This is a genomic window from Acidovorax sp. NN32 (assembly GCF_057597245.1).
The window spans coordinates 2,993,586-3,014,184 of record NZ_CP199679.1; the positions used below are offsets into that span (position 1 = coordinate 2,993,586).

Below are 20,599 nucleotides of genomic sequence, written 5' to 3' on the forward strand. Positions count from 1 at the left end.
TCAGGCTGCGCCCGGCGGCGCGTGGAATGAAGAACCCAGAAACGCCTCGACCTGGCTCACGAAGGTTTCGGGCGTGATGGGCTTGGACAGGTGTTCGTCAAAACCCACCTCAAGGGCCTTTTCGCGGTCACCCGGCATCGAAAAAGCGGTCACAGCCACCAGCGGCACCACACGCCACCCATGGTGCGAGCGCAGGCTTTGTGCCACCTCATAGCCATTCATCACCGGCATTTGCAGGTCGCACAGGATCAGGTCGGGCCCCTCGGCCAGCGCCAGCCCCAGGCCCAGGGCGCCGTTTTCGGCGGCCAGCACACGGTGGCCCGCGGCTTCCAGCAGGTAGGTGACGAGTTGCCGGCTGGCATCATCGTCTTCGATGACCAGGATGGTGGCTTTCATGGGCTGGTCTCCTGAAACTCCACAATGAACGTGCTGCCCTGCCCTTCGGCGCTCTCCAGCCCCACACTGCCCCCCAGCGCTTCGGCAAGCTTGCGGCTCAGGTGCAGGCCCAGGCCGGTGCCTTCGTGGTGACGCCGGTCGGCGCTTTCGACCCGGGAGAAGGCCTCGAAAAGCCGCGACTGCTCCTGCAGCGGAATGCCAGGCCCGGTGTCGCGCACCTGAACCTGCACAGTGCGCCCTTGGGCCGACGAGGTCTCCTCCAGCATCACATCCACACGCCCCTGCGGCGTGAACTTGATGGCATTGCCCACCAGATTGATCAGAATCTGGCTGAAGGCCCGGCGGTCGGTGTGCAACTGCACGGCCTGGGCGGGGGCATGCACACTAAACACCAGGCCCTTGCGCACGGCCTCGGGCTCCAGCGTGGCGGCGACCTCGGCAACAATGCTGCGGCAGTCAAGCAGCTCCTTGTGGAGCGACACCTTGTTGGCGCTGAGCTTGGCCACATCGAGCAGGTCGTTGATGAGCGAAAGCAGATGCCGCGCCCCAGTCTGCACGATGCGCAACTGCTTGTCCTGCTCCGGGTTGAGCGGCCCCGGCAGCTGCATGAGCAAGGTGCCCGTGAAACCGATGATGGCGTTCAGCGGGGTTCGCAGTTCGTGGGACATGCTGGCCAGGAAGCGGTCTTTGACCAAGGCGGCATTTTCAAGCTCCAGGTTCTTGTCGCGCAAGGCCCGCTCGATCCGCTTGCGCTCCGTCACATCGCGGATCGCACTGGAGACAAACAGGCCTTCTTCCGTCTCCAGCGGGCTCAGGCTGATCTCGACTGGAAACTCGGAACCATCCTTGCGCAAACCATACAGATCAAGGCCAGCCCCCATGGAGCGGGAGCGTGGTTCGGCAAAAAAGCCGCGGCGGTGCTCAGGGTGCCGACCACTGAAGCGTTCTGGCACCAGTAGCTCGATCTTCTGACCCAGAAGTTCGCTGCGGCTCCAGCCAAACAGTTTCACGGCCTGCGAGTTGACGAGCACGATGCGGCCGTCGCGGTCAACGATGACCATCGCGTCCGGCGCGGCTTCGAGCAGGTCCTTGAACTTCTGGTCGGCCCGCTTGCGGTCGGTGATGTCTCGGATCGCGCTCATCACCATCGCGCCTTCTTCGGTGTCGATCGGGCTCAGGCTGATCTCCACTGGAAACTCGCCACCATCCTTGCGCAGGCCATGCAGCTCCAGCCCCGCACCCATGGTGCGCGTGCGCGGCGCCCCAAAGAACCCGCTGCGGTGCCCCAGGTGCGCGCCCCGGTAGCGGTGTGGTAACAGCACCTCCACGGCCTGCCCTAGCAATTCGGTCCTTTCATAGCCAAACACGCGCTCGGCCTGGGAGTTGACCAGGACGATGCGGCCTGTCACGTTGACCATCACGATCGCGTCGGGTGTGGATTCGAGCAGGTCACGGAACCGCGCCTCCAGCAGCTTGGCCTCGCGCTGGACCTTGAGCTGGGTGACATCCTTCTTGCTCGACAGAAAGTACAGCAGCTGGCCAGCTTCGTCGCGCACGGCCTTGGTGGACACGTTGACATGCACCAGCGATCCATCCTTGCGGCGGCGCACCGACTCGTGCACGGTGCTGCTCAGGCCCCGCAGGGCCTCGGCCCGGATCTCGTCTTCTTCATGGGCCCGGTTCTCGGGAACGATGAGATCAATGAGGCGCCTGCCCTGAGCCTCTGCCGGTGCATAGCCAAAGATCGCTTCTGCAGCCGGGTTCCAGTTGAGCACCACCCCCTCAGGCGACAGCACCAGCAGCGCATCGGGGTTTTGCTCCCAATATGCGGCAGAAAAATCAGATGCCATGCAGAACTCCCTGTGGGGACCCATCCCTCTGCATCCCGTTGTTGTGTTTGTGAGCGACTGCGGGTGCAAGCCCGTGCCATCGCCCGCGCGGGCCCATGGCTGGACCCATCTTAGGCGGGAAGCCTCCCGATTGCCAACTCTGAAATGCCACAGCCAGTTCCGCGCCGACGACCATCGGGGCAGTTTGGCCCTGGGCGGAGCCCTGCAGCCGCCAGACGACAAAAAAGCCCCTGCACCAACACGGGAACAGGGGCTTGTTAAACGGCGCAAAAGCCGCGCTGGCTTACATGTGGTCGATCATGACCTGGCCAAAACCCGAGCAGCTCACCTGGGTGGCTCCGTCCATCAGGCGGGCAAAATCGTAAGTCACCTTCTTGGAGGCAATCGACTTCTCCAGCGAACTGATGATCAGGTTGGCGGCCTCGATCCAACCCATGTGGCGCAACATCATCTCGGCCGACAGGATTTCGGAGCCGGGGTTCACATAGTCCTTGCCTGCATATTTGGGGGCCGTGCCGTGGGTGGCTTCAAAACAGGCCACCGAGTCGGACATGTTGGCGCCGGGCGCAATGCCGATCCCGCCCACCTGGGCTGCGAGCGCATCGGAGATGTAATCGCCATTGAGGTTGAGCGTGGCCACCACCGAATACTCGGCCGGGCGCAGCAGGATCTGCTGCAGGAAGGCATCGGCAATGCTGTCCTTGATGGTGATGTCCTTGCCCGTCTTGGGGTTCTTGAGCTTGCACCACGGGCCGCCGTCGATCAGCTCGGCACCGAACTCTTTTTGCGCCAAGGCGTACGCCCAGTCGCGGAAGCCACCTTCGGTGTACTTCATGATGTTGCCCTTGTGGACGATGGTCACGCTGGGCTTGTCGTTGTCGATGGCGTACTGGATGGCCTTGCGCACCAGGCGTTCGGTGCCCTCGATGGAGACGGGCTTGACGCCGATGCCCGAGGTGTTGGGAAAGCGGATTTTCTTCACTCCCATCTCGTCCTGCAGGAACTTGATGAGCTTCTTGGCCTTGTCCGACTCGGCTTCGAACTCGATACCGGCATAGATGTCCTCCGAGTTCTCGCGGAAGATCACCATGTTGGTCTTTTCGGGCTCTTTCAGCGGTGAAGGCACGCCCTTGAAATACTGCACGGGGCGCAGGCAGACATACAGATCCAGCTCCTGGCGCAGTGCCACGTTCAGCGAACGGATGCCGCCACCCACGGGCGTAGTCAGCGGGCCTTTGATCGACACCACGTACTCGCGCAACACCTGCAGGGTTTCTTCGGGCAGCCACACATCAGGGCCGTAGACCTTGGTGGATTTCTCGCCCGCATACACCTCCATCCAGTGGATCTTCTTCTTGCCGCCATAGGCCTTGGCCACCGCAGCGTCCACCACCTTGATCATCACCGGCGTGATGTCGAGCCCCGTGCCATCGCCTTCAATGAATGGAATGATGGGCTGGTCCGGCACATTCAGCGACATGTCGGCATTGACCGTGATTTTCTGGCCTTCGGCAGGCACCTTGATGTGCTGGTAGCTGGTCATGGAAGGGGTGTCTCCTGTGGAAGCTGAAGCAGATTCAGCAGATGGGGCAAAGCGCTCGGTAGCCAGTCAATTCTAATGACAATTTTTTGGGCAAAGTCCCTGCCAGCCTGCGCGCCGCTGCTATCGTTGCGGGCGAAGCCGTGCAGGTTTGCGCGGCTTCAGATCCTCTCTTTCAACCCCTTCACTGGAAACGGCATATATGAAAAAACTCCTCGCTGTCCTGGTGGCTGGTCTGTTGGGTGCAAGTGCTTTTGCACAGGCGCCTGCAGCCGCTCCGGCCCCCGCCCCTGCAGCCCCAGCGCCCATGGCTGCACCCGCTGCACCTGTAGCTGCTGCCCCGGCACCCGTCGCCAAAACCAAGGCAAAGGCCAAGGCCACCAAAACGGCCAAAAAGAAAACCACCAAGAAGGTCGCCAAGAAAAAGACCACCCACAAGGCAGCCTGACGCTGGCATGCAGCACCCTTAGCGGGGTCATGCACATTGCTTCAAAATCGCCCGCTACTGCGGGCGTTTTCTTTTTTCCGTTCTTTTCCCCTTCTTTTGCCCGCCGGTTCGGCGCCCCTTGTGCGGACGCTGCCCCCTTGTCCAGAAAGCCTTGCCCATGACCGCTTTTGCACTTGCCTTGCCTTTTTCCGCTGCCACACGGCGCACCGTGGCCGCCGCGCTGTTGACCGCTGCTGCGGGACTGCCGTTCACCACGGCACAGGCCCAGGACGGCCCCCAGCTGAATTTGCAGCGTGTGGAACTGACCGCAGGCATGCACCGCATTGACGCCCAGGTGGCCGCCACGCCCCAGGAGCGCCAGACCGGCCTGATGCATCGCAAGGAGATGCCCCAGCACGAGGGGATGCTGTTTGTGTTTGAACAACCCGCGCAGCAGTGCTTCTGGATGAAGAACACGCTGCTGCCGCTCACGGCAGCATTTGTGGATGACGACGGCACCATCGTGAACCTGGCCGACATGAAGCCCCAGACGCTGGATTCGCACTGTTCGGCAAAACCGGTGCGCTACGTGCTGGAGATGAACCAGGGATGGTTTGCCAAGAAAAACATCAAGGCAGGCGCCAAGCTGGGTGGAGCGCTTTTCAGCCGCAAGTGACGCAGGACCACCCAGGGGCTTGCGCAGATCGGGATGCCACAGCCCCATAGGCCTTGGCCCTGGGCCCTGCCGCTTGCCCAAGCGCTGTCTTGCCGACATCGCACTCCCAGGATCCGGGAGTGCAAATTACTATCATTTATATAGCTACCAGCGCTTATCCAGCAAGCGCCAGATGCCAAAAACGCCTCAAAGTCCCCAACAAAAAACGGCCCGAAGGCCGTTTTTTGTTGCCCGCAGACCTCAGTCCGTCAGGACAGGTCACTCGCGGGGCGCGGATCGCGCATCAGGCGAAGTTGGCTTCGGCAAACTTCCAGTTCACCAGCTTGTCGAGGAAGGTCTCAACGAACTTGGGACGCATGTTGCGGTAGTCGATGTAGTACGCGTGTTCCCACACGTCCACGGTGAGCAGCGCCTTGTCGGCGGTGGTCAGCGGCGTGCCGGCGGCGCCGGTGTTGACGATGTCCACGCTGCCATCGGCCTTCTTCACCAGCCAGGTCCAGCCCGAACCGAAGTTGCCCACGGCAGACTTCACGAACGCTTCCTTGAAGGCTGCGTAGCTGCCCCACTTGGCGGTGATGGCTGCAGCCAGTGCACCAGAAGGCTCACCGCCGCCCTGGGGAGCCATGCAGCTCCAGAAGAAGGTGTGGTTCCAGATTTGCGCTGCATTGTTGTAGATGCCGCCGCTCGACTTCTTGACGATCTCTTCGAGCGTCATGGCTTCGAACTCGGTGCCCTTTTGCAGGTTGTTCAGGTTCACCACATAGGCGTTGTGGTGCTTGCCATGGTGGTACTCCAGGGTTTCCTGGCTGTAGTGCGGAGCCAGGGCATCGATGGCGTAGGGCAGCGGGGGAAGGGTATGTTCCATGGTGGTGTTTCCTTGTGGTTTGAAATTCCGGGATGCCATCTGCAACGCTTTTCTTTCCTGAGCAATGCAGTCGGACACAGCGCGAAGGGGGCATTGTAGGAACATCAGGTGACCTGTGCAGCGTGAGGCCACCCAGATCCGGTCTGCAGCACCACAAACCGCTGCTGTCCTACAGAGGCGCGCCTTCTACCGCGCCGCGACATCACCCCGTTACAGCAGTCGCGGCTGGGCCACCGTCACGTCCACCACGCCATCGGCCAGTGTGGCGCGCAGGGCATCGCCAGGCTGGGCCTGGCGCACGCTGGTCACGGCCCGGCCCTCGGTATCGGTGAGCAGCGCGTAGCCGCGCTGCAGCACCAGGCGCGGGTCGAGCAGCTCCAGCCGCAAGGCCGCGCGGTCAAGCCGCTCGGCCTGCTGCACCAGGCGCCGTTGCATTTTTTGAGGGAAATCGGCCTCCAGCGCTTTCTGGGATTGCGCAAGCCGCTGCAATTTTAATAGCACTCCATGACGCATGCGCTGGGCCAGGCGTGCCAGTTGCATCTGCTCACGCGCCACCAGGCCCGACGGGCGGCCCAGCCGCGCCGCTGCCTGGTCCAGCCGCTGGTGCCGGGTGTCGAGCTGGCGCTGCACGCCGTCGCTGATACGCCCAGCCAGCAGCCCGAGCGCCCCCAGCCACACATCGCGCGGCTGGGCGACCAGCTCGGCGGCAGCGGTGGGCGTGGGGGCGCGCAGGTCGGCGCAGAAGTCGGCGATGGTGAAGTCGGTCTCGTGCCCCACCCCGCTGATGAGCGGCACCGGGCTTTGCACGATGGTCCGGGCCAGTTGTTCGTCGTTGAAGGCCCAGAGATCTTCGATGGAACCGCCCCCGCGCACCAGCAAGATCACGTCAATGGGGGGATTTTTGGTCAAATCAGCCCCTGGCGCTTGTCCCGCTTGCGCAAGCATGTACAGTTTTGATAGCGCCGCAACCAGCGAAGCAGGTGCTGCGGCGCCCTGCACCTGCGCAGGCACCAGCACCACCGGAATGTGCGGCACGCGACGGCGCAGCGCCGTGACCACGTCGTGAAGGGCCGCAGCCCCGGTGGACGTGACAAGGCCAATGCCACGCGGCTGCAAAGGCAGCGGGCGCTTGCGGGCGCTGTCGAACAAGCCTTCCGTTTCGAGCTGCGCCTTCAGGCGCAGGAACTGCTCGAACAACGCGCCCTGCCCGGCCCGCTGCATGCTTTCCACAATGAACTGCAGATCGCCCCGCGCCTCGTACACCGAAAGGCGCCCGCGCACTTCCACCAATTCGCCATCGCGCGGCGAAAAGTCAAGCAGGCTGGCGGCGCGGCGGAACATGGCGCAGCGCAACTGGCCGTTCGCGTCTTTGACCGAGAAGTAGCAATGTCCGCTGGATGCGCGCGAGAAGCCCGTGATCTCGCCGCGCACCGCGACAGGATTGAAGCGCGCCTCCAGAGCATCAGCAATGGCGCGGCATAGCGCGCCAACTTCCCAGACGCGCGGCGCCGCTGCGGGGCTGGGGCGCTCAAACATGAGAAACGGCGGGCGTTTGCGCCGCACGCACCGCGCAAGTACTCCACAGAATCTGGCCAGCGGCGGTTACCACAGCCACATAACTAAAAACCGCCCGCAAAACACCAGAGCACGTACAAGTTATTGATTTATATAGCTTTTTCATTGCGCAATTTTTCATCAATCTGTTGCAAGCACGGCGTGGCGCCACTTTGCGTGGCCTGGAACAGTGGTTGCCCACAAAGTTATCCACAGATTTTGTGGGTGAGCAGATGGGGCGACGGGGCGCACAGCAACGTAACGGTTTGTGACGAGGTGGGCCCTGCAAGCTGGGCCATAATCGCCGATTGCTTTCATCTGCGCGGAGAGAGATTTGCTGTCCATCATACAAGCCGCAGGCTGGCCCATCTGGCCCCTGATTGCGTGTTCCGTCCTGGGAATGGCGCTGATTTTTGAACGGTTCGTGGCCCTCAAGACGGCCCGTGTCGCCCCCCCGAAATTGCTCGATGAAGCCATTACGGTCTCGTCCAAGGCCGTGCCCACCCCCGACGTGGTGAACCAGTTGGCGCAAAACTCCGCCCTGGGCGAGGTGCTGGCCAGCGGCCTGCGCACCCTCAACAGCAACCCCCAGTGCAGCGAGACCGACCTGCGTGCCGCCATGGAAGGCGCAGGGCGCGCCGTGGCGCACCGGCTGGAAAAATACCTGTCGGCACTGGCCACCATCGCCTCGGCCGCGCCCTTGCTGGGCCTGCTGGGCACGGTGATCGGCATGATCGAGATCTTTGGCTCGCAGGCCGGCAGCGGTGGCGTGGGCCAGGCCATGGGTGGCGGCAACCCGGCCCAGCTGGCGCATGGCATCTCGATCGCGCTGTACAACACGGCTTTTGGCCTCATCGTGGCCATCCCGGCGCTGATCTTCTGGCGCTACTTCCGCGCCCGGGTGGATGCCTATCTGCTCACCTTGGAGTTGGCTTCGGAACAATTTGTGCGCCACATCCTGCGTTTGCGGAAGAAATGACGCCCCCACGGTCCGCCCGCTGCGCGTGGCTCCCTGCCCCCCAAGGGGGCCGCGTTTTGCCTTGGGGCGGCCCGGCGGCAAAACCTCAGCCTGAAAGGCTTCGCCAATGAACTTCCGTCCCCGCGCCAAGGAAGAGCCGGAGATCAACCTGATCCCGTTCATCGACGTGCTGCTGGTGATCCTCATCTTTCTGATGCTGACCACCACCTACAGCAAGTTCACCGAGCTGCAGCTCACGCTGCCCGTGGCCGATGCCGAGCAGCAACGCGACCACCCCAAGGAAGTCATCGTGTCCGTGGCCGCCGACGGGCGCTACGCCGTCAACAAGACGGGCGTGGACGGCAAAAGCGTGGACGCGATCGCGCAGGCCTTGCGCAGTGCCGCCACAGCGGGCCAGGGCAGTGTGGTCATCATCAGCGCCGATGCGATGGCGCCGCACCAGTCGGTGGTTTCGGTGATGGAGGCCGCGCGCCGCGTGGGCCTCACGCAGATCACGTTTGCCACGCAGTCTTCGGCTGCGGCGCGCAGCCCCAGCCGCTGACACGCATGGCTGCCCCCGGGCTGCAGCCGCCCTCGCCCAGCGCCCCCGCATTGCGGGGCGCAGCCCTCCCCCCACCCGCCTCCGGGCTCCAGAAAATCTGGCAGACACGCGGCCCGCTCGCCTGGGTGCTGTGGCCGGTCTCGCGGGTCTACCGCACGCTGGTCGGTATGCGGCGCGGGCTTTACCGCATCGGCCAGCTGAAGGCGGAGCATCCTGGCCGCCCGGTCATCGTCGTGGGCAACGTGATTGCCGGAGGCGCAGGTAAAACCCCCGTGGTCATTGCCGTTGTCCAGCATCTGCAAGGTCTGGGCCTGCGCGCCGGCGTGGTCTCACGCGGCTACGGCCGCAGCACCACCGACTGCCGGGAGGTGACGCCCGACAGCCCCGCCCATGAGGTGGGCGATGAACCCGCCCTTATCGCGCGCAACTGCCGGGTGCCCGTGTTTGTGGCGCCTCGCCGCATCACCGCCGCCCGCGCCCTGCGGGCTGCTTACCCGGACACCGACGTGATCGTTTGCGACGATGGCCTGCAGCACCTGGCCTTGGCGCGCGATCTGGAGGTCTGCATCTTCAACGAACAGGGCGTGGGCAACGGTTTCCTGCTGCCAGCGGGGCCCCTGCGTGAGCCCTGGCCACGCGCGGTGGATTTTGTGCTGCATGCAGGGACTCTGCCGCCTGGAAGCGACCCCGCCCATGCCTATGGCCTGCAACGCCGACTGGCCCCCTATGCCTTGCGTGCGGACGGCACCCGGGTGCCGCTGTCGGACCTGCAAGGCCAGCCGCTGCATGCCGTGGCGGCCGTGGCACGCCCCGAAATGTTCTTTGCCATGCTGCAGGCTGAGGCGCTGCAGCTGGCACACACGGAAGCCTTACCAGATCACTATGATTTTGATAGCTGGAACCGCTCACCTGACAAGCGCCACCCGCTAATTTGCACCGAAAAAGACGCTGTCAAGCTCTGGCAACACCACCCGGACGCGCTGGCCGTGCCCCTGCAATTGCACATCGACCCGGCCTTTTTCGCAGCGCTGGATGTGCGCCTGCTGGCCTTGGGCGTCCACAGGCATTAACGATTCACCGCCCGGGCCGCCGCTATCATCCTTGCCTGCCCGAACGAACCTCCTGGAAAGCGCTGTCACCATGGATCCCAAACTGCTTGAACTGCTGGTCTGCCCCGTCACCAAAGGCCCGCTGACCTACGACCGCGATGCCCAGGAACTGGTCTCCCGCAGCGCTCGCCTGGCCTATCCGGTGCGGGACGGCATCCCGGTGCTGCTCGAAAATGAAGCCCGCACACTCACCGATGAGGAACTGGAGCAGTGAGCGCAGCAACGGATCCCGGCACGCCAGGCGTTGCGACCGCGAGCGGTCGCTTCACGGTGCTGATCCCAGCGCGCATGGCATCCAGCCGCCTGCCCGACAAACCCCTGGCCGATATCGCTGGCCTGCCCATGGTGGTGCGCGTGGCCCAGCGTGCCGCCCAAAGTGCAGCAGCCTGCGTGGTGGTGGCAGCCGATGACCCTCGCATCCTGCAGGCCTGCGCCGCCCATGGCGTACAAGCGATACTGACCCGCGCCGACCACCCCAGCGGCAGCGACCGCCTGGCCGAAGCCTGTACCCAGCTGGGCCTGGACGGGGACGACGTGGTCGTCAACGTGCAAGGCGATGAACCTTTGATAGACCCGGGCCTCATCGACGCTGTGGCAGCCCTCCTGCCCACCCGGCCGGAGGCCAGCATGGGCACCGCAGCCCACGCCATGGCGTCACTGGCCGACTACACCAACCCCAACGTGGTGAAAGTGGTGCTGGACGCGCGTGGCCTGGCCCACTACTTCAGCCGCGCGCCCATCCCTTTTGCGCGGGACCATATGGGATTGGCCTGGTGGCAAGGTGCGGCCGAGGCGGCGGCACCCGGTGTAGCAGCCCTGGCGGGGTTCGCGCCACTGCGGCATGTGGGCATCTACAGCTATCGTGCGGGCTTTCTGCGCCAATTTCCTGCCCTGACACCCGCCCCCACCGAGGCGGTGGAAGCGCTGGAGCAACTGCGCGCGCTGTGGCACGGCCACCGCATTGCGGTTCACCTGGCCAAAGCGGCCCCTGGCCCGGGCGTGGATACGCCCGAAGACCTGGAACGGGTTCGCCGCCTTTTCCGATGAGGAGCGGGCCGGTGGCGCGCGCCGCGCCGGTCCGCCGAATGCCCCGGCTATCCTCCCTGCGACACCCCTGCCCAACCCGGTGCAGCATGTAAGTCAGCGCAAGGGAGTCGCATGCTATCCTCGACCGCAACGAGAGCACCGCATCCCGGGCGCACAGAACGGCTTCAGGCGCCCTTCGAACGTCCCCGCCAGCGGCGCCAACCGATTTCTAACCTTCGAGGACTTCCATGAGACTGATTTTGTTGGGCGCGCCTGGCGCCGGAAAGGGCACGCAAGCCACGTTCATCTGCCAGAAGTACGGCATCCCCCAGATCTCCACCGGTGACATGCTGCGCGCAGCCGTCAAGGCCGGCACCCCTCTGGGCCTGCAGGCCAAGGCGGTGATGGATTCCGGCGCCCTGGTCAGTGACGACATCATCATCGGTCTCGTCAAGGAGCGCATCACGCAAGCAGACTGCGCCAACGGTTTCCTGTTCGACGGCTTCCCCCGCACCATTCCCCAGGCCGATGCCATGAAGGCAGCGGGCGTCAAGCTCGACTACGTGCTCGAAATCGATGTGCCCTTTGACGCCATCATCGAACGCATGAGCGGCCGCCGCTCGCACCCCGCCAGCGGCCGCACCTACCATGTCAAGTTCAACCCGCCCAAGGTGGAAGGCAAGGACGACGTGACGGGCGAAGAGCTGATCCAGCGCGAAGACGACAAGGAAGAAACCGTCAAGAAGCGCCTGCAGGTCTACAGCGACCAGACGCGTCCGCTGGTGGACTACTACAGCAACTGGGCCCAGGCCGAACCCGAGCTGGCCCCCAAGTATCGCGCCATCAGCGGCACGGGCAGCGTGGACGAGATCACGGCACGCGCACTGCAGGCACTGGCCAGTTAAGGCACGAGCCTATCGCCCCTTGCAACCAGCGACGCCATGGCAGCAGGGCGTCGCTTTTTTATGCGGTGCAGGGAACAGTTTCAGGTCTTTCGCATGGCTATCCCCGGGCCATACCGATGGCTCAGGCTGGGCTGGAGCGTAAGCCGTAGGCTTTGCCATCCACAAACAGGTATTCCGCCCGCAGCACCGCGTCGCCCTTCTCTTCGCGCAGGGTAAAGCCCACCACCGATACCGCAGTGCCGGGTTTGATCTCCTGCACCTGCCAGGCCTGCATGCGGGTCAGGGGCGCCAGCTCCACCTCCCAGTGGCGGTCTTTGCGGGTAGGCAAAACCGTCTTGGCCAGCAAGGCCTTGCCATCCACGGGGGACGCCTGCGCAGGCACCGCACGCTGGGCCAGATCCGCAGGCAGCTTCAGCTCGGCAGGTGTCTCCAGCTCCAGCTCGGCGTGTGGATTTTGCCAGCGCACTTTGCGCACGGTGCCTTCCAGGTAGATGGGACGGTCGGGGTCAAAACTGCTCCACCCATGGTGGGCACGCGCGCCCCAGGGAATGGCCGTGGCGGCCAGGAGCACGTGGCGGCGTTGCAGGCTCATCGGTTCTCTCCTTGTCATGTCTGATCAGAGGTAAGCAATCCAGCGGCCACACACCACCACAGCCAGCCAGATCACGGTGGAACCCAGCATCTGTACCCGCGCCAGAGCATCCAGGCGAGCCAGGGAACCCCGCCCATGGAACCACGCGGCGTTGCAACCTGCAAGCATTAACAGCAGCATCTTCAAGGTGAATGCGCGGCTGGCGAGCAGTTCGGCAGGCTGTGTGGCAAACATCAAGAGGCCCGACGCCGCCGCCAGGCCAAAACCACACAATGCCAGCGACAGGCTGAGCCGCGCCAAATCCTTGACGGGCAGCGCCGCCCCACGGCCAAACACCCGCAACTCCAGCAAGACCAAGTTGCCCAGCAGCAAGGCAATGCCTACGATGTGCACCACCTCCAGCGCGGGGTAGGCCCACGCATGGGACTTAAGAGCTGCAAAAAACATCGGAGCGGCCTTGTTGCTCAGTGCAGCAGTTCGAGCATCAGCGAGATCCTGGCCTTCAAGGGGGATAGCCCTTTGGAGTCCGGTAATGCGTCCCCCGGCTTGGGCAGCACCTGCCCCTCGGAGCAACGTGTGGTCCGCACCACGCGCACACCCGCCTCCTGGGCACGCAGCAATGCGGCCTCCAGAGCATGGTGGATGGTGCCATTGCCGGTGCAGGCCACCACCAGCCCCTGGACCCCATCTCGCACCAGTGCGTCCACCATGGTTCCCGATGCGCCAGCGTGGCTGATGACCACTTCCACGCGGGGCCAGGCTGCGGCATTCACTACATTTTCAATAGCATTCAATGCCCGAACACCAGGCGCCAGGGGCCAATCCTGCACAAGGCGGACAGCCCCCTCCTCCACCCAACCCAAAGGCCCGGCCTCGCCCGAGTTGAACGCATTCACCCGGTAGGGGTGCACCTTCTGAACCTGCCGTGCCCCATGAATTTCGCCAGCGGCGACCGCCAGCACACCCCGTGCGCCGGGCGTGACCGCCACAGCAACAGCATCCAGAAGATTCTGAGGCCCATCGGGCGTGAGCGCCGTGGCCGGGCGCATGGCACAGGTCAGCACCACGGGTTTCGCGCGGGTGTCCAGCACTTCGTGCAGAAACCACGCCGTCTCTTCCAGCGTGTCGGTTCCGTGGGTAATGACTACACCACGCACCTCGGGATCTTCCAGGTGGTGCGCACAGCGCAGCGCCAGCGCCTGCCACACCTGGCCATCCATGTCCTTGCTGTCGATCTGGGCCACCTGCTCCGCCACCAGCACGCCCCGCGCGGCCTGCTGCAATCCGGGAACAGCTGCAAGCAGCTGCCCGACCCCTACCTGCGCAGCGGTGTAGCCGATGTTGTCGCCAGCCTGCGCGGACGTGCCTGCAATGGTCCCTCCGGTGCCCAAAACCACAATTTTTTGCCCACTCACTTGCGTACTCCGAAAAACTGGTGAAAAATACAGTTACTGGATTAAAAAACAGTTGTCCATCACTGTAGCCGCCTCCACCGGAAACCACCATGCTCGACAACCCGAAACTCACTGCCCGCCAGCAACAAATTCTGGATCTCATCCAGACGGCCATTGCACGCACCGGGGCGCCGCCCACCCGTGCAGAGATCGCTGCCGAACTGGGGTTCAAGTCGGCCAACGCGGCAGAAGAACATCTCCAGGCGCTGGCGCGCAAAGGCGTGATCGAGCTGGTCAGTGGCACATCCCGTGGCATCCGGTTGCGCGGTGACACCGTGCGCTCCATCAATGCAGCGCGCGGCAACCAGTTCAGCCTGCCGATTCCCGGACTCTCACAACTGGTGCTACCCCTGGTGGGACGTGTGGCGGCAGGGTCGCCCATTCTCGCGCAGGAACACGTTGATCAAACCTACAGTGTGGAAAACAGCCTGTTCCATCACAAACCCGATTACCTGCTCAAAGTGCGCGGTATGTCGATGCGCGATGCCGGAATCATGGATGGCGATCTGCTGGCTGTGCAGTCCACCCGCGAAGCCCGCAACGGCCAGATCATCGTGGCCCGCCTGGGAGACGATGTGACGGTCAAGCGCCTGCGCCGTACTGCGACTGCCATCGAACTGCTGCCCGAGAACCCGGATTACCCGGTCATAGTGGTGCAGCCCGGCGAACCCTTTGAGATCGAAGGGCTGGCCGTCGGCCTCATCCGCAACACCATGTTGATGTAGCCACAGCGCTCCATCGCATTCACTCATGAATTAGTTCGTTAGCTGCCGCGCTGCAGGTGGCGGGCGTTTGGCGCACTGGTAAAACCAGTACGCCAGCCCTGCGGTGCCGGTTTACTTTGCAATCCTGCCTATGTCCAACCCCCGACCTTCGGAGTTTTCACATGGGAATTGCCTTGACCACCTTTTCTGCGCTCTCCAGCACTCTGCGTACCCTGACCCACTGGCTCCACACCTTCAAGGAGCCGTCTGCAGCAGACCTGCCAGCGCCCCGCCCCCATCCCGATGACGCGGACCTGGGCCGCAGGCGCGGATCAGCAGGCACTGACAAACCCCGCCATCCATCCAACATCCCCAGCCAACGTCCACCGCGAGGCAACTGGCCCTTTACGGTCAGCCCCCAGACACCACCCACCGGAGCCACCACGCGGTTTGTGGCCACCAATACCGATGCCCGGGCGTTCATACCGCCGCCTGCCGCTACCCGCGTTGCCTGTGGATCATCCAGATTGGCAGACGGCTCAGGCTGCAGGGCTGCCAAGGTCCTGCGCAGGCTCCCCACATCGGGCGGCTCAGGCCGACTGGTGATCGCCGGCCGCATGGCCGATGTGTGCGCCGAGCTGGACCGCCTGGCTGCATCCGAGGCGGCGCTGCAAGCCTGTTGAGCCCAAGGCATGCACCACCCAGCGATCCATTGACTGCTTTGTATATGGAGGATGCCGCCTGATCGCTGTGGACGGCGCTTGTCGAGGTCGCCAACACTCCGTCACCAAAAGCCCCATCCTTTCCTGTGCCAGGGGGCGGTCCGGTATGAAACGACCGGCGTGGCCAAGGCACAATGTCGGGATGAACATTGTGATCCTCGACGACTACCAGGACGCAGTCCGCAAGCTCCACTGCGCATCCCGGCTCGACGCGTACACCGCCAAGGTCTACACCAACACCGTCAAGGGGCTGGGCCAGCTGTCCGTCCGCCTCAAAGACGCTGACATCATCGTGCTTGTGCGGGAGCGCACCCAGATCACCCGTCAACTGGTGGAGAAACTTCCCCGTCTCAAGCTCATCGCGCAAACCGGCAAGATCGGCAGTCACATTGATGTAGCTGCCTGTACGGAACGTGGGATTGCAGTGGCAGAAGGCATAGGCTCACCCGTGGCCCCCGCAGAGCTGACGTGGGCGCTTGTCATGGCCGCAATGCGCCGACTGCCGCAGTACATCTCCAACCTCAAGCATGGCGCCTGGCAACAATCAGGGCTGAAGACGGCGTCCATGCCTCCCAACTTTGGCCTTGGCAGCGTGCTGCGGGGCAAAACGCTGGGTATCTGGGGTTATGGCCGCATTGGCCAATTGGTGGCGGGCTACGGGCGTGCTTTTGGAATGAACGTCCGCATTTGGGGGCGTGAGGCATCACGCGCCCAGGCCTTGACGGATGGATACCAGGCTGCCACCACGCGCGAGGAGTTTTTCTCGCAATGCGATGTGATCTCGCTCCACCTTCGGCTCAACGACGAAACGCGCGGCATCGTCTCACTCGAAGATCTGTCTTGCATGAAGCCCACCTCCCTGCTGGTTAACACTTCGCGTGCTGAGCTGATTGAGACCGATGCCCTGATTGCAGCCCTGAACCGGGGCCGCCCCGGCATGGCCGCAGTCGACGTATTCGAGAGCGAACCCATCCTTCAGGGCCATGCCCTGCTGCGGCTGGAGAACTGCATTTGCACGCCCCACATTGGCTATGTCGAGCAAGACAGCTATGAGCTTTATTTTGGTGCAGCATTCGACAATGTGGTGAATTTCATCAAAGGCACTCCCACCAACATCGTGAATCCAGGCGCACTGCAGGTGCGGCGTTAATCTGGCGCAAAAATCGGGTACATCCATCCTCGCTATTGCGGGAAGCAACAAGACTGGAAGCTCCTGACCTCAGTACGATTGCACCTTCTGCTGCGCCTAGCGCCGGTTTTGGTCATCGCCCGAGTCTTCAACAAGCTCCAGCTCCTGGGCATTGAGCAGCCAAGCAGAACAACCTGCTCACCCCACCTAGCTGCATTTGAACAACAAAAAAAGGGCTTCCCAAAGGAAGCCCTTTTGTTTGGAGCTCTCCAAAGCCAAAAAGACCTTGAAGAGCGAGACCACTCCGATTACAGAGGGGTCTTCTTGCCGTCCTTGTAGACGTACAGAGTGATGGCGGGGTTCTTCATTTCGCCATTGGGTTCAAAAGCGATGGTGGAGGTCACACCCTTGAAGTTGGACTTGGCCAGTTCGTTCACATACACCTTGGGGTCCACGGAGTTGGCGCGCTTCATAGCGTCCACCAACAGGAACGTGGCGTCGTAGGTGTAGGGGCTGTAGACCTGGAACTGGTTGGGGTACTTGGCGTCGTACTTGGCCTTCCAGGCCGTGCCGCCGGGCATCTTGGCCAGCGAAGAGCCGCCTTCAGCACAGATCACGTTGCCCAGGGTCTTGGCACCCGCTGCGAGCTTGGCGATTTCAGACGTGCAGACGCCGTCACCACCGAAGTACTTGACGTTGCCCATGCCCAGTTGTTCCATCTGGCGCAGCATGGGGCCGGCTTGAGGGTCCATACCGCCGTAGAACACGGCATCAGGGTTCTTGGACTTGATGGCCGTCAGGATGGCCATGAAGTCGGTAGCCTTGTCGGTCGTGAACTGCTCGTCCACCACTTTCATGCCCTTGGCAGTGGCAGTCTTCTTGAACACGTCTGCCACACCTTGGCCGTAAGCGGTACGGTCGTCGATGATGGCAACGGTCTTCAGCTTGAGCGTATCCACAGCGTAGAACGCCAGGCCAGCGCCCAGGGCGTTGTCATTGGCGATGATACGGAAGGTGGTCTTGTAGCCAGGCTTGGTCAGGTTGGGGTTGGTCGCAGCGCCCGTCACCATCGGGATGCCGCAGTCGTTGTAGACCTTGGAAGCAGGAATGGTGGTACCGGAGTTGAGGTGGCCGACAACGCCTGCAACTTTGGAGTCGCACAGCTTTTGTGCAGCGGCCGTGCCCTGCTTTGGATCGGCAGCGTCATCTTCAGCTTGAAGTTCGAACTTGATCTTCTTGCCGCCGATGGTGATGCCTTGAGCGTTCAGCTCTTCAATGGCCATGCGGGCGCCATTTTCGTTGTCCTTGCCGTAGTGGGCTTGGGCGCCGGAAACCGGAGCCACATGGCCGATCTTGACCACCTGCTCTTGTGCAGAGGCCACACCAGCAACAGCCGCGATAGCAGCAACCACGGTCAGTTTCAACTTCAATTGCATATCAAATCTCCAGTAAAGATAAACGCTGAGAATCTTCTTGTGTCTCAACGCAGGCGAACATATCGCAATTTACGGGCCAGATCATTAGGGAACACGATTAAACGCGAGAGAAACCACAGGGGAATACCCTGTCATCCCTTTGGCACCGAGGCCGCGCCACTGGCCAGCTCGTCCGCCACCGCCTCGTACACGGCATGCCGGACCACGGATTCAATCTCTTCACGCAGTCGCGGCAGCACCGATCGTGTCTGTTCCTGCACCACGGTGGCGATGGCTTCGCGCAAACGTTGATCCAGCACAACGTCCACACGCTGCATGACCCTGTGCACCATGTACTCCTCCATGCCTTCAGGCAGTGGCCGGGTGAGCTGCGGTCTGGGCGTCTTTGAAGGCCCGAGGGTCGACGCGAGCGATGCAGGCGAAGACGAAGAGGCGGGAGCCGCCACCGCCGCAACGGGAGCCTGGTGAACCAATGGAGCGGGCGCACTCTGCACGGGCGCTGGTGCAGCCGGGCGTGGCGCCATCACAGCAGGCGGGCGGGCACTGGGCAGAGGTGGGCTCAGCGGTCGTGTCGCAGGCTGCGCTGCTGTCGGGCTGGGTCTTGCAGCGGGCAACGCGGACGGAGACATGACCGTGGTGCGCAATGGTGCAGAGGACGCCGGCGGCAGAGGCGCGGAGTCCGGCACCTGCACCACTTCGGTGAGGGTGGGAACAAAGCGCGGGGGCGTTTTGGGAGGAGGCAGCGCCATCAGCCAGCTTTCAGCACCAAGTCGTGGCGAGTAATGGCATAGCCGCGCGATGCATAGTGGCGCCAGCGCGCCCGGGCCTCGCCACGATCCAACTCATCCTGTGCACTCACCACTTCCACTAACCGATCAAACCGGCCAAATCCCTCGGGCACCTCCGCGTGCAGGTTCAGTAGCACTTCATGGTGCGGGGCAGACCGGGCATCGGCAGTCAGCAACACGGGAGACGCATGGACCAGGTCTTCATCAGCATCGCCAAGGCAATGGGCCACAAAGTCCTGCGGAGCAAGGGCCCAGAGCATGCGGTCCAGCGCCGCCAAGGTGTCGGGTGGCGCCGCAATCACCAGGCGGGCCCCGCTGCGCTGCACCTTGCGCGCAAAGCGGCATGCGTAGGCCAGCTTGTCCGGCGCATTGAAATGAAACGCAACCTCGGTCATGGCACGCTCAGGCCGTCTTGGTGCGCACGGAGCGTTTTGCCGCCGCAGGCTTGGAAACCGGCTTGGCACGGGCCTGGCCCATCAGATAGTGCACCAGAAGTCCCACCGGCCGCCCTGTGGCACCTTTCGCGGCGCCACCCTTCCAGGCCGTGCCAGCAATATCCAGGTGCGCCCATGGCACGTCGCCCACGTACTTTTGCAGGAACTTCGCGGCGGTGATGGAGCCCCCCGCACGGCCGGCTACATTGCCCATGTCGGCGAAATTGCTCTTGAGACCATCGGCATAGTCGTCGTCCAGCGGCATGCGCCAGCAAGGGTCCTGGGCAGACTCGCCGGCCTGCTGCAATGCGGATGCCAGGGGATCGTTGTTGGCGAACAGACCACTGCGCACACCACCGAGCGCAATCACGCAGGCGCCGGTCAGGGTGGCAATGTCCACCACGGCGGCAGGCTTGAAGCGGGCGGCGTAGGTGAGCGCATCGCACAGCACCAGACGGCCTTCGGCGTCGGTGTTCAGGATTTCGATGGTCTGACCGCTCATGCTCGTGACCACGTCACCCGGCTTGACGGCACGGCCATCGGGCATGTTCTCGCAGGCGGGTATCAGCCCCACCACATTGATCGAGGGCTGCAACTCTCCCAGAGCGCGAAAGGTGCCCAGCACGCTGGCAGCGCCGCACATGTCGAACTTCATCTCGTCCATCTCCGGGGCAGGCTTGATGGAGATGCCCCCGGTATCGAACGTAATGCCCTTGCCCACCAGCACGACGGGAGCCTGGTCCTTGGCCGCGCCGTTGTAGCGCAATTCGATGAATCTCAGGGGTTCCTCGGAACCCCTTGCCACAGCGAGGAAGGCGCCCATGCCCAACCGGGCCACTTCGGCCGGGCCGTGGACCTTGCACTGGATGCGGGGCAGCTTGCTCAGAGTCTTGGCGGCATCGGCGAGCAGGGTGGGGGTGGCATGGTTGGCGGGGCGGTTGCCCCATTCCCGCGCAAACTCCACCCCAGCCACCAGCGCCACACCGGCGTCGAAGTCCTCGCGCACATCCGGGGCGGTGGGTACACCCACCACGCAGCGGCTCAGGCTGCGTGCCTCCACCTTGGTCTTGGTGGTGGTGTAGACATAGCTCACTTCGGCCACAGCCTGCACCGCGGCGCTGACAGAAGCGGCTTGCACGGCTCCGGCAAAACACAACACCACCCGTTTGGTCTGTGGCGCCTTGACGGCCCCCCCCACCGCCTGCAGCGCCTGGCGGGTGGCACGGGCAGATCCGTCACCCTGCCCCACCAACACTACGCGACGGGCGGCAACGGCAGGCACCTGGTACAGCTGCAGGTGCTTGCCCGCCTTCGTGGCCAGATCCCCGTTCTTGAGCGCCAGGGCCGCCAGGGCGGACAGCGCATCCTTGCCGGGCTTGAAGCCCTCAGGGAGCAGCACAACCAGCAGGTCGCATTTCTCTGAAGCTGCCGCAGCAAGGTCAAGGGTCTTGAGATCAAAGTTCATAATCGGT

24 protein-coding genes are annotated in these 20,599 nt (G+C 63.3%); 12 read left to right on the top strand and 12 right to left on the bottom strand.

Features of this window, described 5'->3' with window-relative positions:
* From ACT89O_RS13940 to icd, 3 genes are all read right to left on the bottom strand, one after another.
* The gene (locus ACT89O_RS13940) at positions 1 to 396 is read right to left on the bottom strand and encodes a response regulator (protein ID WP_055396057.1); all 396 of its coding nucleotides are present in this window, start codon (positions 394 to 396) and stop codon (positions 1 to 3) included.
* Positions 393 to 2,246 carry a PAS domain S-box protein gene (locus ACT89O_RS13945; protein ID WP_055396055.1) on the bottom strand — a complete coding sequence of 618 codons (1,854 nt, stop codon included), beginning with the start codon at positions 2,244 to 2,246 and terminating at the stop codon, positions 393 to 395. The genes ACT89O_RS13940 and ACT89O_RS13945 overlap by 4 nt, the downstream gene beginning before the upstream one ends.
* Positions 2,247 to 2,529: 283 nt before the next feature.
* Complete coding sequence (icd, locus tag ACT89O_RS13950) at positions 2,530 to 3,789, bottom strand: NADP-dependent isocitrate dehydrogenase (RefSeq protein WP_055396054.1); 1,260 nt, start codon at positions 3,787 to 3,789, stop codon at positions 2,530 to 2,532.
* 199 nt (positions 3,790 to 3,988) lie between these two features.
* Between icd and ACT89O_RS13955 the strand changes: the two genes are divergently transcribed.
* Positions 3,989 to 4,234, top strand: a complete 246-nt coding sequence (locus ACT89O_RS13955; protein ID WP_055396052.1) for a hypothetical protein — start codon at positions 3,989 to 3,991, stop codon at positions 4,232 to 4,234.
* A gap of 157 nt (positions 4,235 to 4,391) precedes the next feature.
* Positions 4,392 to 4,889 (top strand): DUF192 domain-containing protein, encoded by a 498-nt coding sequence (locus ACT89O_RS13960; RefSeq protein ID WP_055396050.1) that lies wholly within the window; start codon positions 4,392 to 4,394, stop codon positions 4,887 to 4,889.
* A gap of 283 nt (positions 4,890 to 5,172) precedes the next feature.
* On the opposite strand, the gene ACT89O_RS13965 is transcribed toward ACT89O_RS13960, so the two are convergent.
* Positions 5,173 to 5,754, bottom strand: a complete 582-nt coding sequence (locus ACT89O_RS13965; RefSeq protein WP_121420283.1) for a superoxide dismutase — start codon at positions 5,752 to 5,754, stop codon at positions 5,173 to 5,175.
* Between the two features lie 210 nt (positions 5,755 to 5,964).
* Complete coding sequence (xseA, locus tag ACT89O_RS13970; RefSeq protein WP_487260364.1) at positions 5,965 to 7,290, bottom strand: exodeoxyribonuclease VII large subunit; 1,326 nt, start codon at positions 7,288 to 7,290, stop codon at positions 5,965 to 5,967.
* Between the two features lie 352 nt (positions 7,291 to 7,642).
* Here xseA and ACT89O_RS13975 point away from each other — a divergent pair, with 352 nt between their 5' ends.
* From ACT89O_RS13975 to adk, 6 genes are all read left to right on the top strand, one after another.
* Positions 7,643 to 8,287, top strand: coding sequence for a MotA/TolQ/ExbB proton channel family protein (locus ACT89O_RS13975; protein ID WP_055396044.1), 645 nt, complete (start codon positions 7,643 to 7,645; stop codon positions 8,285 to 8,287).
* Positions 8,288 to 8,393: 106 nt separating this feature from the next.
* The gene (locus ACT89O_RS13980; RefSeq protein WP_176886095.1) at positions 8,394 to 8,828 is read left to right on the top strand and encodes an ExbD/TolR family protein; all 435 of its coding nucleotides are present in this window, start codon (positions 8,394 to 8,396) and stop codon (positions 8,826 to 8,828) included.
* A gap of 5 nt (positions 8,829 to 8,833) precedes the next feature.
* Positions 8,834 to 9,898, top strand: coding sequence for a tetraacyldisaccharide 4'-kinase (gene lpxK, locus ACT89O_RS13985; protein ID WP_487260365.1), 1,065 nt, complete (start codon positions 8,834 to 8,836; stop codon positions 9,896 to 9,898).
* Between the two features lie 70 nt (positions 9,899 to 9,968).
* On the top strand, positions 9,969 to 10,151 hold the full coding sequence (locus tag ACT89O_RS13990; RefSeq protein WP_010458810.1) for a Trm112 family protein: 183 nt from the start codon (positions 9,969 to 9,971) through the stop codon (positions 10,149 to 10,151).
* Complete coding sequence (gene kdsB, locus ACT89O_RS13995; protein ID WP_487260366.1) at positions 10,148 to 10,984, top strand: 3-deoxy-manno-octulosonate cytidylyltransferase; 837 nt, start codon at positions 10,148 to 10,150, stop codon at positions 10,982 to 10,984. The genes ACT89O_RS13990 and kdsB overlap by 4 nt, the downstream gene beginning before the upstream one ends.
* A gap of 227 nt (positions 10,985 to 11,211) precedes the next feature.
* Positions 11,212 to 11,868 carry an adenylate kinase gene (adk, locus tag ACT89O_RS14000; protein ID WP_121420288.1) on the top strand — a complete coding sequence of 219 codons (657 nt, stop codon included), beginning with the start codon at positions 11,212 to 11,214 and terminating at the stop codon, positions 11,866 to 11,868.
* 121 nt (positions 11,869 to 11,989) lie between these two features.
* Here adk and ACT89O_RS14005 read toward each other — a convergent pair whose 3' ends face one another.
* The 3 genes from ACT89O_RS14005 to ACT89O_RS14015 are packed head-to-tail and all read right to left on the bottom strand — an operon-like array spanning position 11,990 to position 13,875.
* Positions 11,990 to 12,460: a DUF6152 family protein gene (locus ACT89O_RS14005; protein WP_487260367.1), complete on the bottom strand. Its 471-nt coding sequence runs from the start codon at positions 12,458 to 12,460 to the stop codon at positions 11,990 to 11,992.
* Positions 12,461 to 12,484: 24 nt separating this feature from the next.
* Positions 12,485 to 12,907: a hypothetical protein gene (locus ACT89O_RS14010; RefSeq protein ID WP_055396033.1), complete on the bottom strand. Its 423-nt coding sequence runs from the start codon at positions 12,905 to 12,907 to the stop codon at positions 12,485 to 12,487.
* Positions 12,908 to 12,924: 17 nt separating this feature from the next.
* Positions 12,925 to 13,875, bottom strand: coding sequence for an asparaginase (locus ACT89O_RS14015; protein ID WP_487260368.1), 951 nt, complete (start codon positions 13,873 to 13,875; stop codon positions 12,925 to 12,927).
* An 89-nt stretch (positions 13,876 to 13,964) separates the two neighbouring features.
* On the opposite strand from ACT89O_RS14015, the gene lexA reads away from it, so the two are divergent.
* The 3 genes from lexA to ACT89O_RS14030 all read left to right on the top strand — a co-directional run bounded on the left by lexA (position 13,965) and on the right by ACT89O_RS14030 (position 16,490).
* Positions 13,965 to 14,639, top strand: coding sequence for a transcriptional repressor LexA (lexA, locus tag ACT89O_RS14020; protein WP_176886099.1), 675 nt, complete (start codon positions 13,965 to 13,967; stop codon positions 14,637 to 14,639).
* Positions 14,640 to 14,812: 173 nt separating this feature from the next.
* Positions 14,813 to 15,301 (top strand): hypothetical protein, encoded by a 489-nt coding sequence (locus ACT89O_RS14025; protein WP_487260369.1) that lies wholly within the window; start codon positions 14,813 to 14,815, stop codon positions 15,299 to 15,301.
* A gap of 181 nt (positions 15,302 to 15,482) precedes the next feature.
* Positions 15,483 to 16,490 (top strand): D-2-hydroxyacid dehydrogenase family protein, encoded by a 1,008-nt coding sequence (locus ACT89O_RS14030; RefSeq protein ID WP_121420292.1) that lies wholly within the window; start codon positions 15,483 to 15,485, stop codon positions 16,488 to 16,490.
* Positions 16,491 to 16,777: 287 nt separating this feature from the next.
* Here ACT89O_RS14030 and ACT89O_RS14035 read toward each other — a convergent pair whose 3' ends face one another.
* Both ACT89O_RS14035 and ACT89O_RS14040 read right to left on the bottom strand, forming a co-directional pair.
* Complete coding sequence (locus ACT89O_RS14035) at positions 16,778 to 17,905, bottom strand: branched-chain amino acid ABC transporter substrate-binding protein (protein ID WP_121420293.1); 1,128 nt, start codon at positions 17,903 to 17,905, stop codon at positions 16,778 to 16,780.
* Positions 17,906 to 18,036: 131 nt separating this feature from the next.
* A complete protein-coding gene (locus tag ACT89O_RS14040) occupies positions 18,037 to 18,237 on the bottom strand; it encodes a hypothetical protein (RefSeq protein WP_055396105.1) in 201 nt (66 codons plus the stop codon).
* On the opposite strand from ACT89O_RS14040, the gene ACT89O_RS14045 reads away from it, so the two are divergent.
* A complete protein-coding gene (locus tag ACT89O_RS14045) occupies positions 18,236 to 18,373 on the top strand; it encodes a hypothetical protein (protein WP_370628673.1) in 138 nt (45 codons plus the stop codon). The genes ACT89O_RS14040 and ACT89O_RS14045 overlap by 2 nt on opposite strands.
* A 280-nt stretch (positions 18,374 to 18,653) precedes the next feature.
* On the opposite strand, the gene ACT89O_RS14050 is transcribed toward ACT89O_RS14045, so the two are convergent.
* Both ACT89O_RS14050 and ACT89O_RS14055 read right to left on the bottom strand, forming a co-directional pair.
* Complete coding sequence (locus ACT89O_RS14050) at positions 18,654 to 19,088, bottom strand: DNA polymerase III subunit chi (RefSeq protein ID WP_121420295.1); 435 nt, start codon at positions 19,086 to 19,088, stop codon at positions 18,654 to 18,656.
* Between the two features lie 7 nt (positions 19,089 to 19,095).
* The gene (locus ACT89O_RS14055) at positions 19,096 to 20,592 is read right to left on the bottom strand and encodes a leucyl aminopeptidase (protein WP_121506227.1); all 1,497 of its coding nucleotides are present in this window, start codon (positions 20,590 to 20,592) and stop codon (positions 19,096 to 19,098) included.
* Positions 20,593 to 20,599 lie beyond the last annotated feature (7 nt).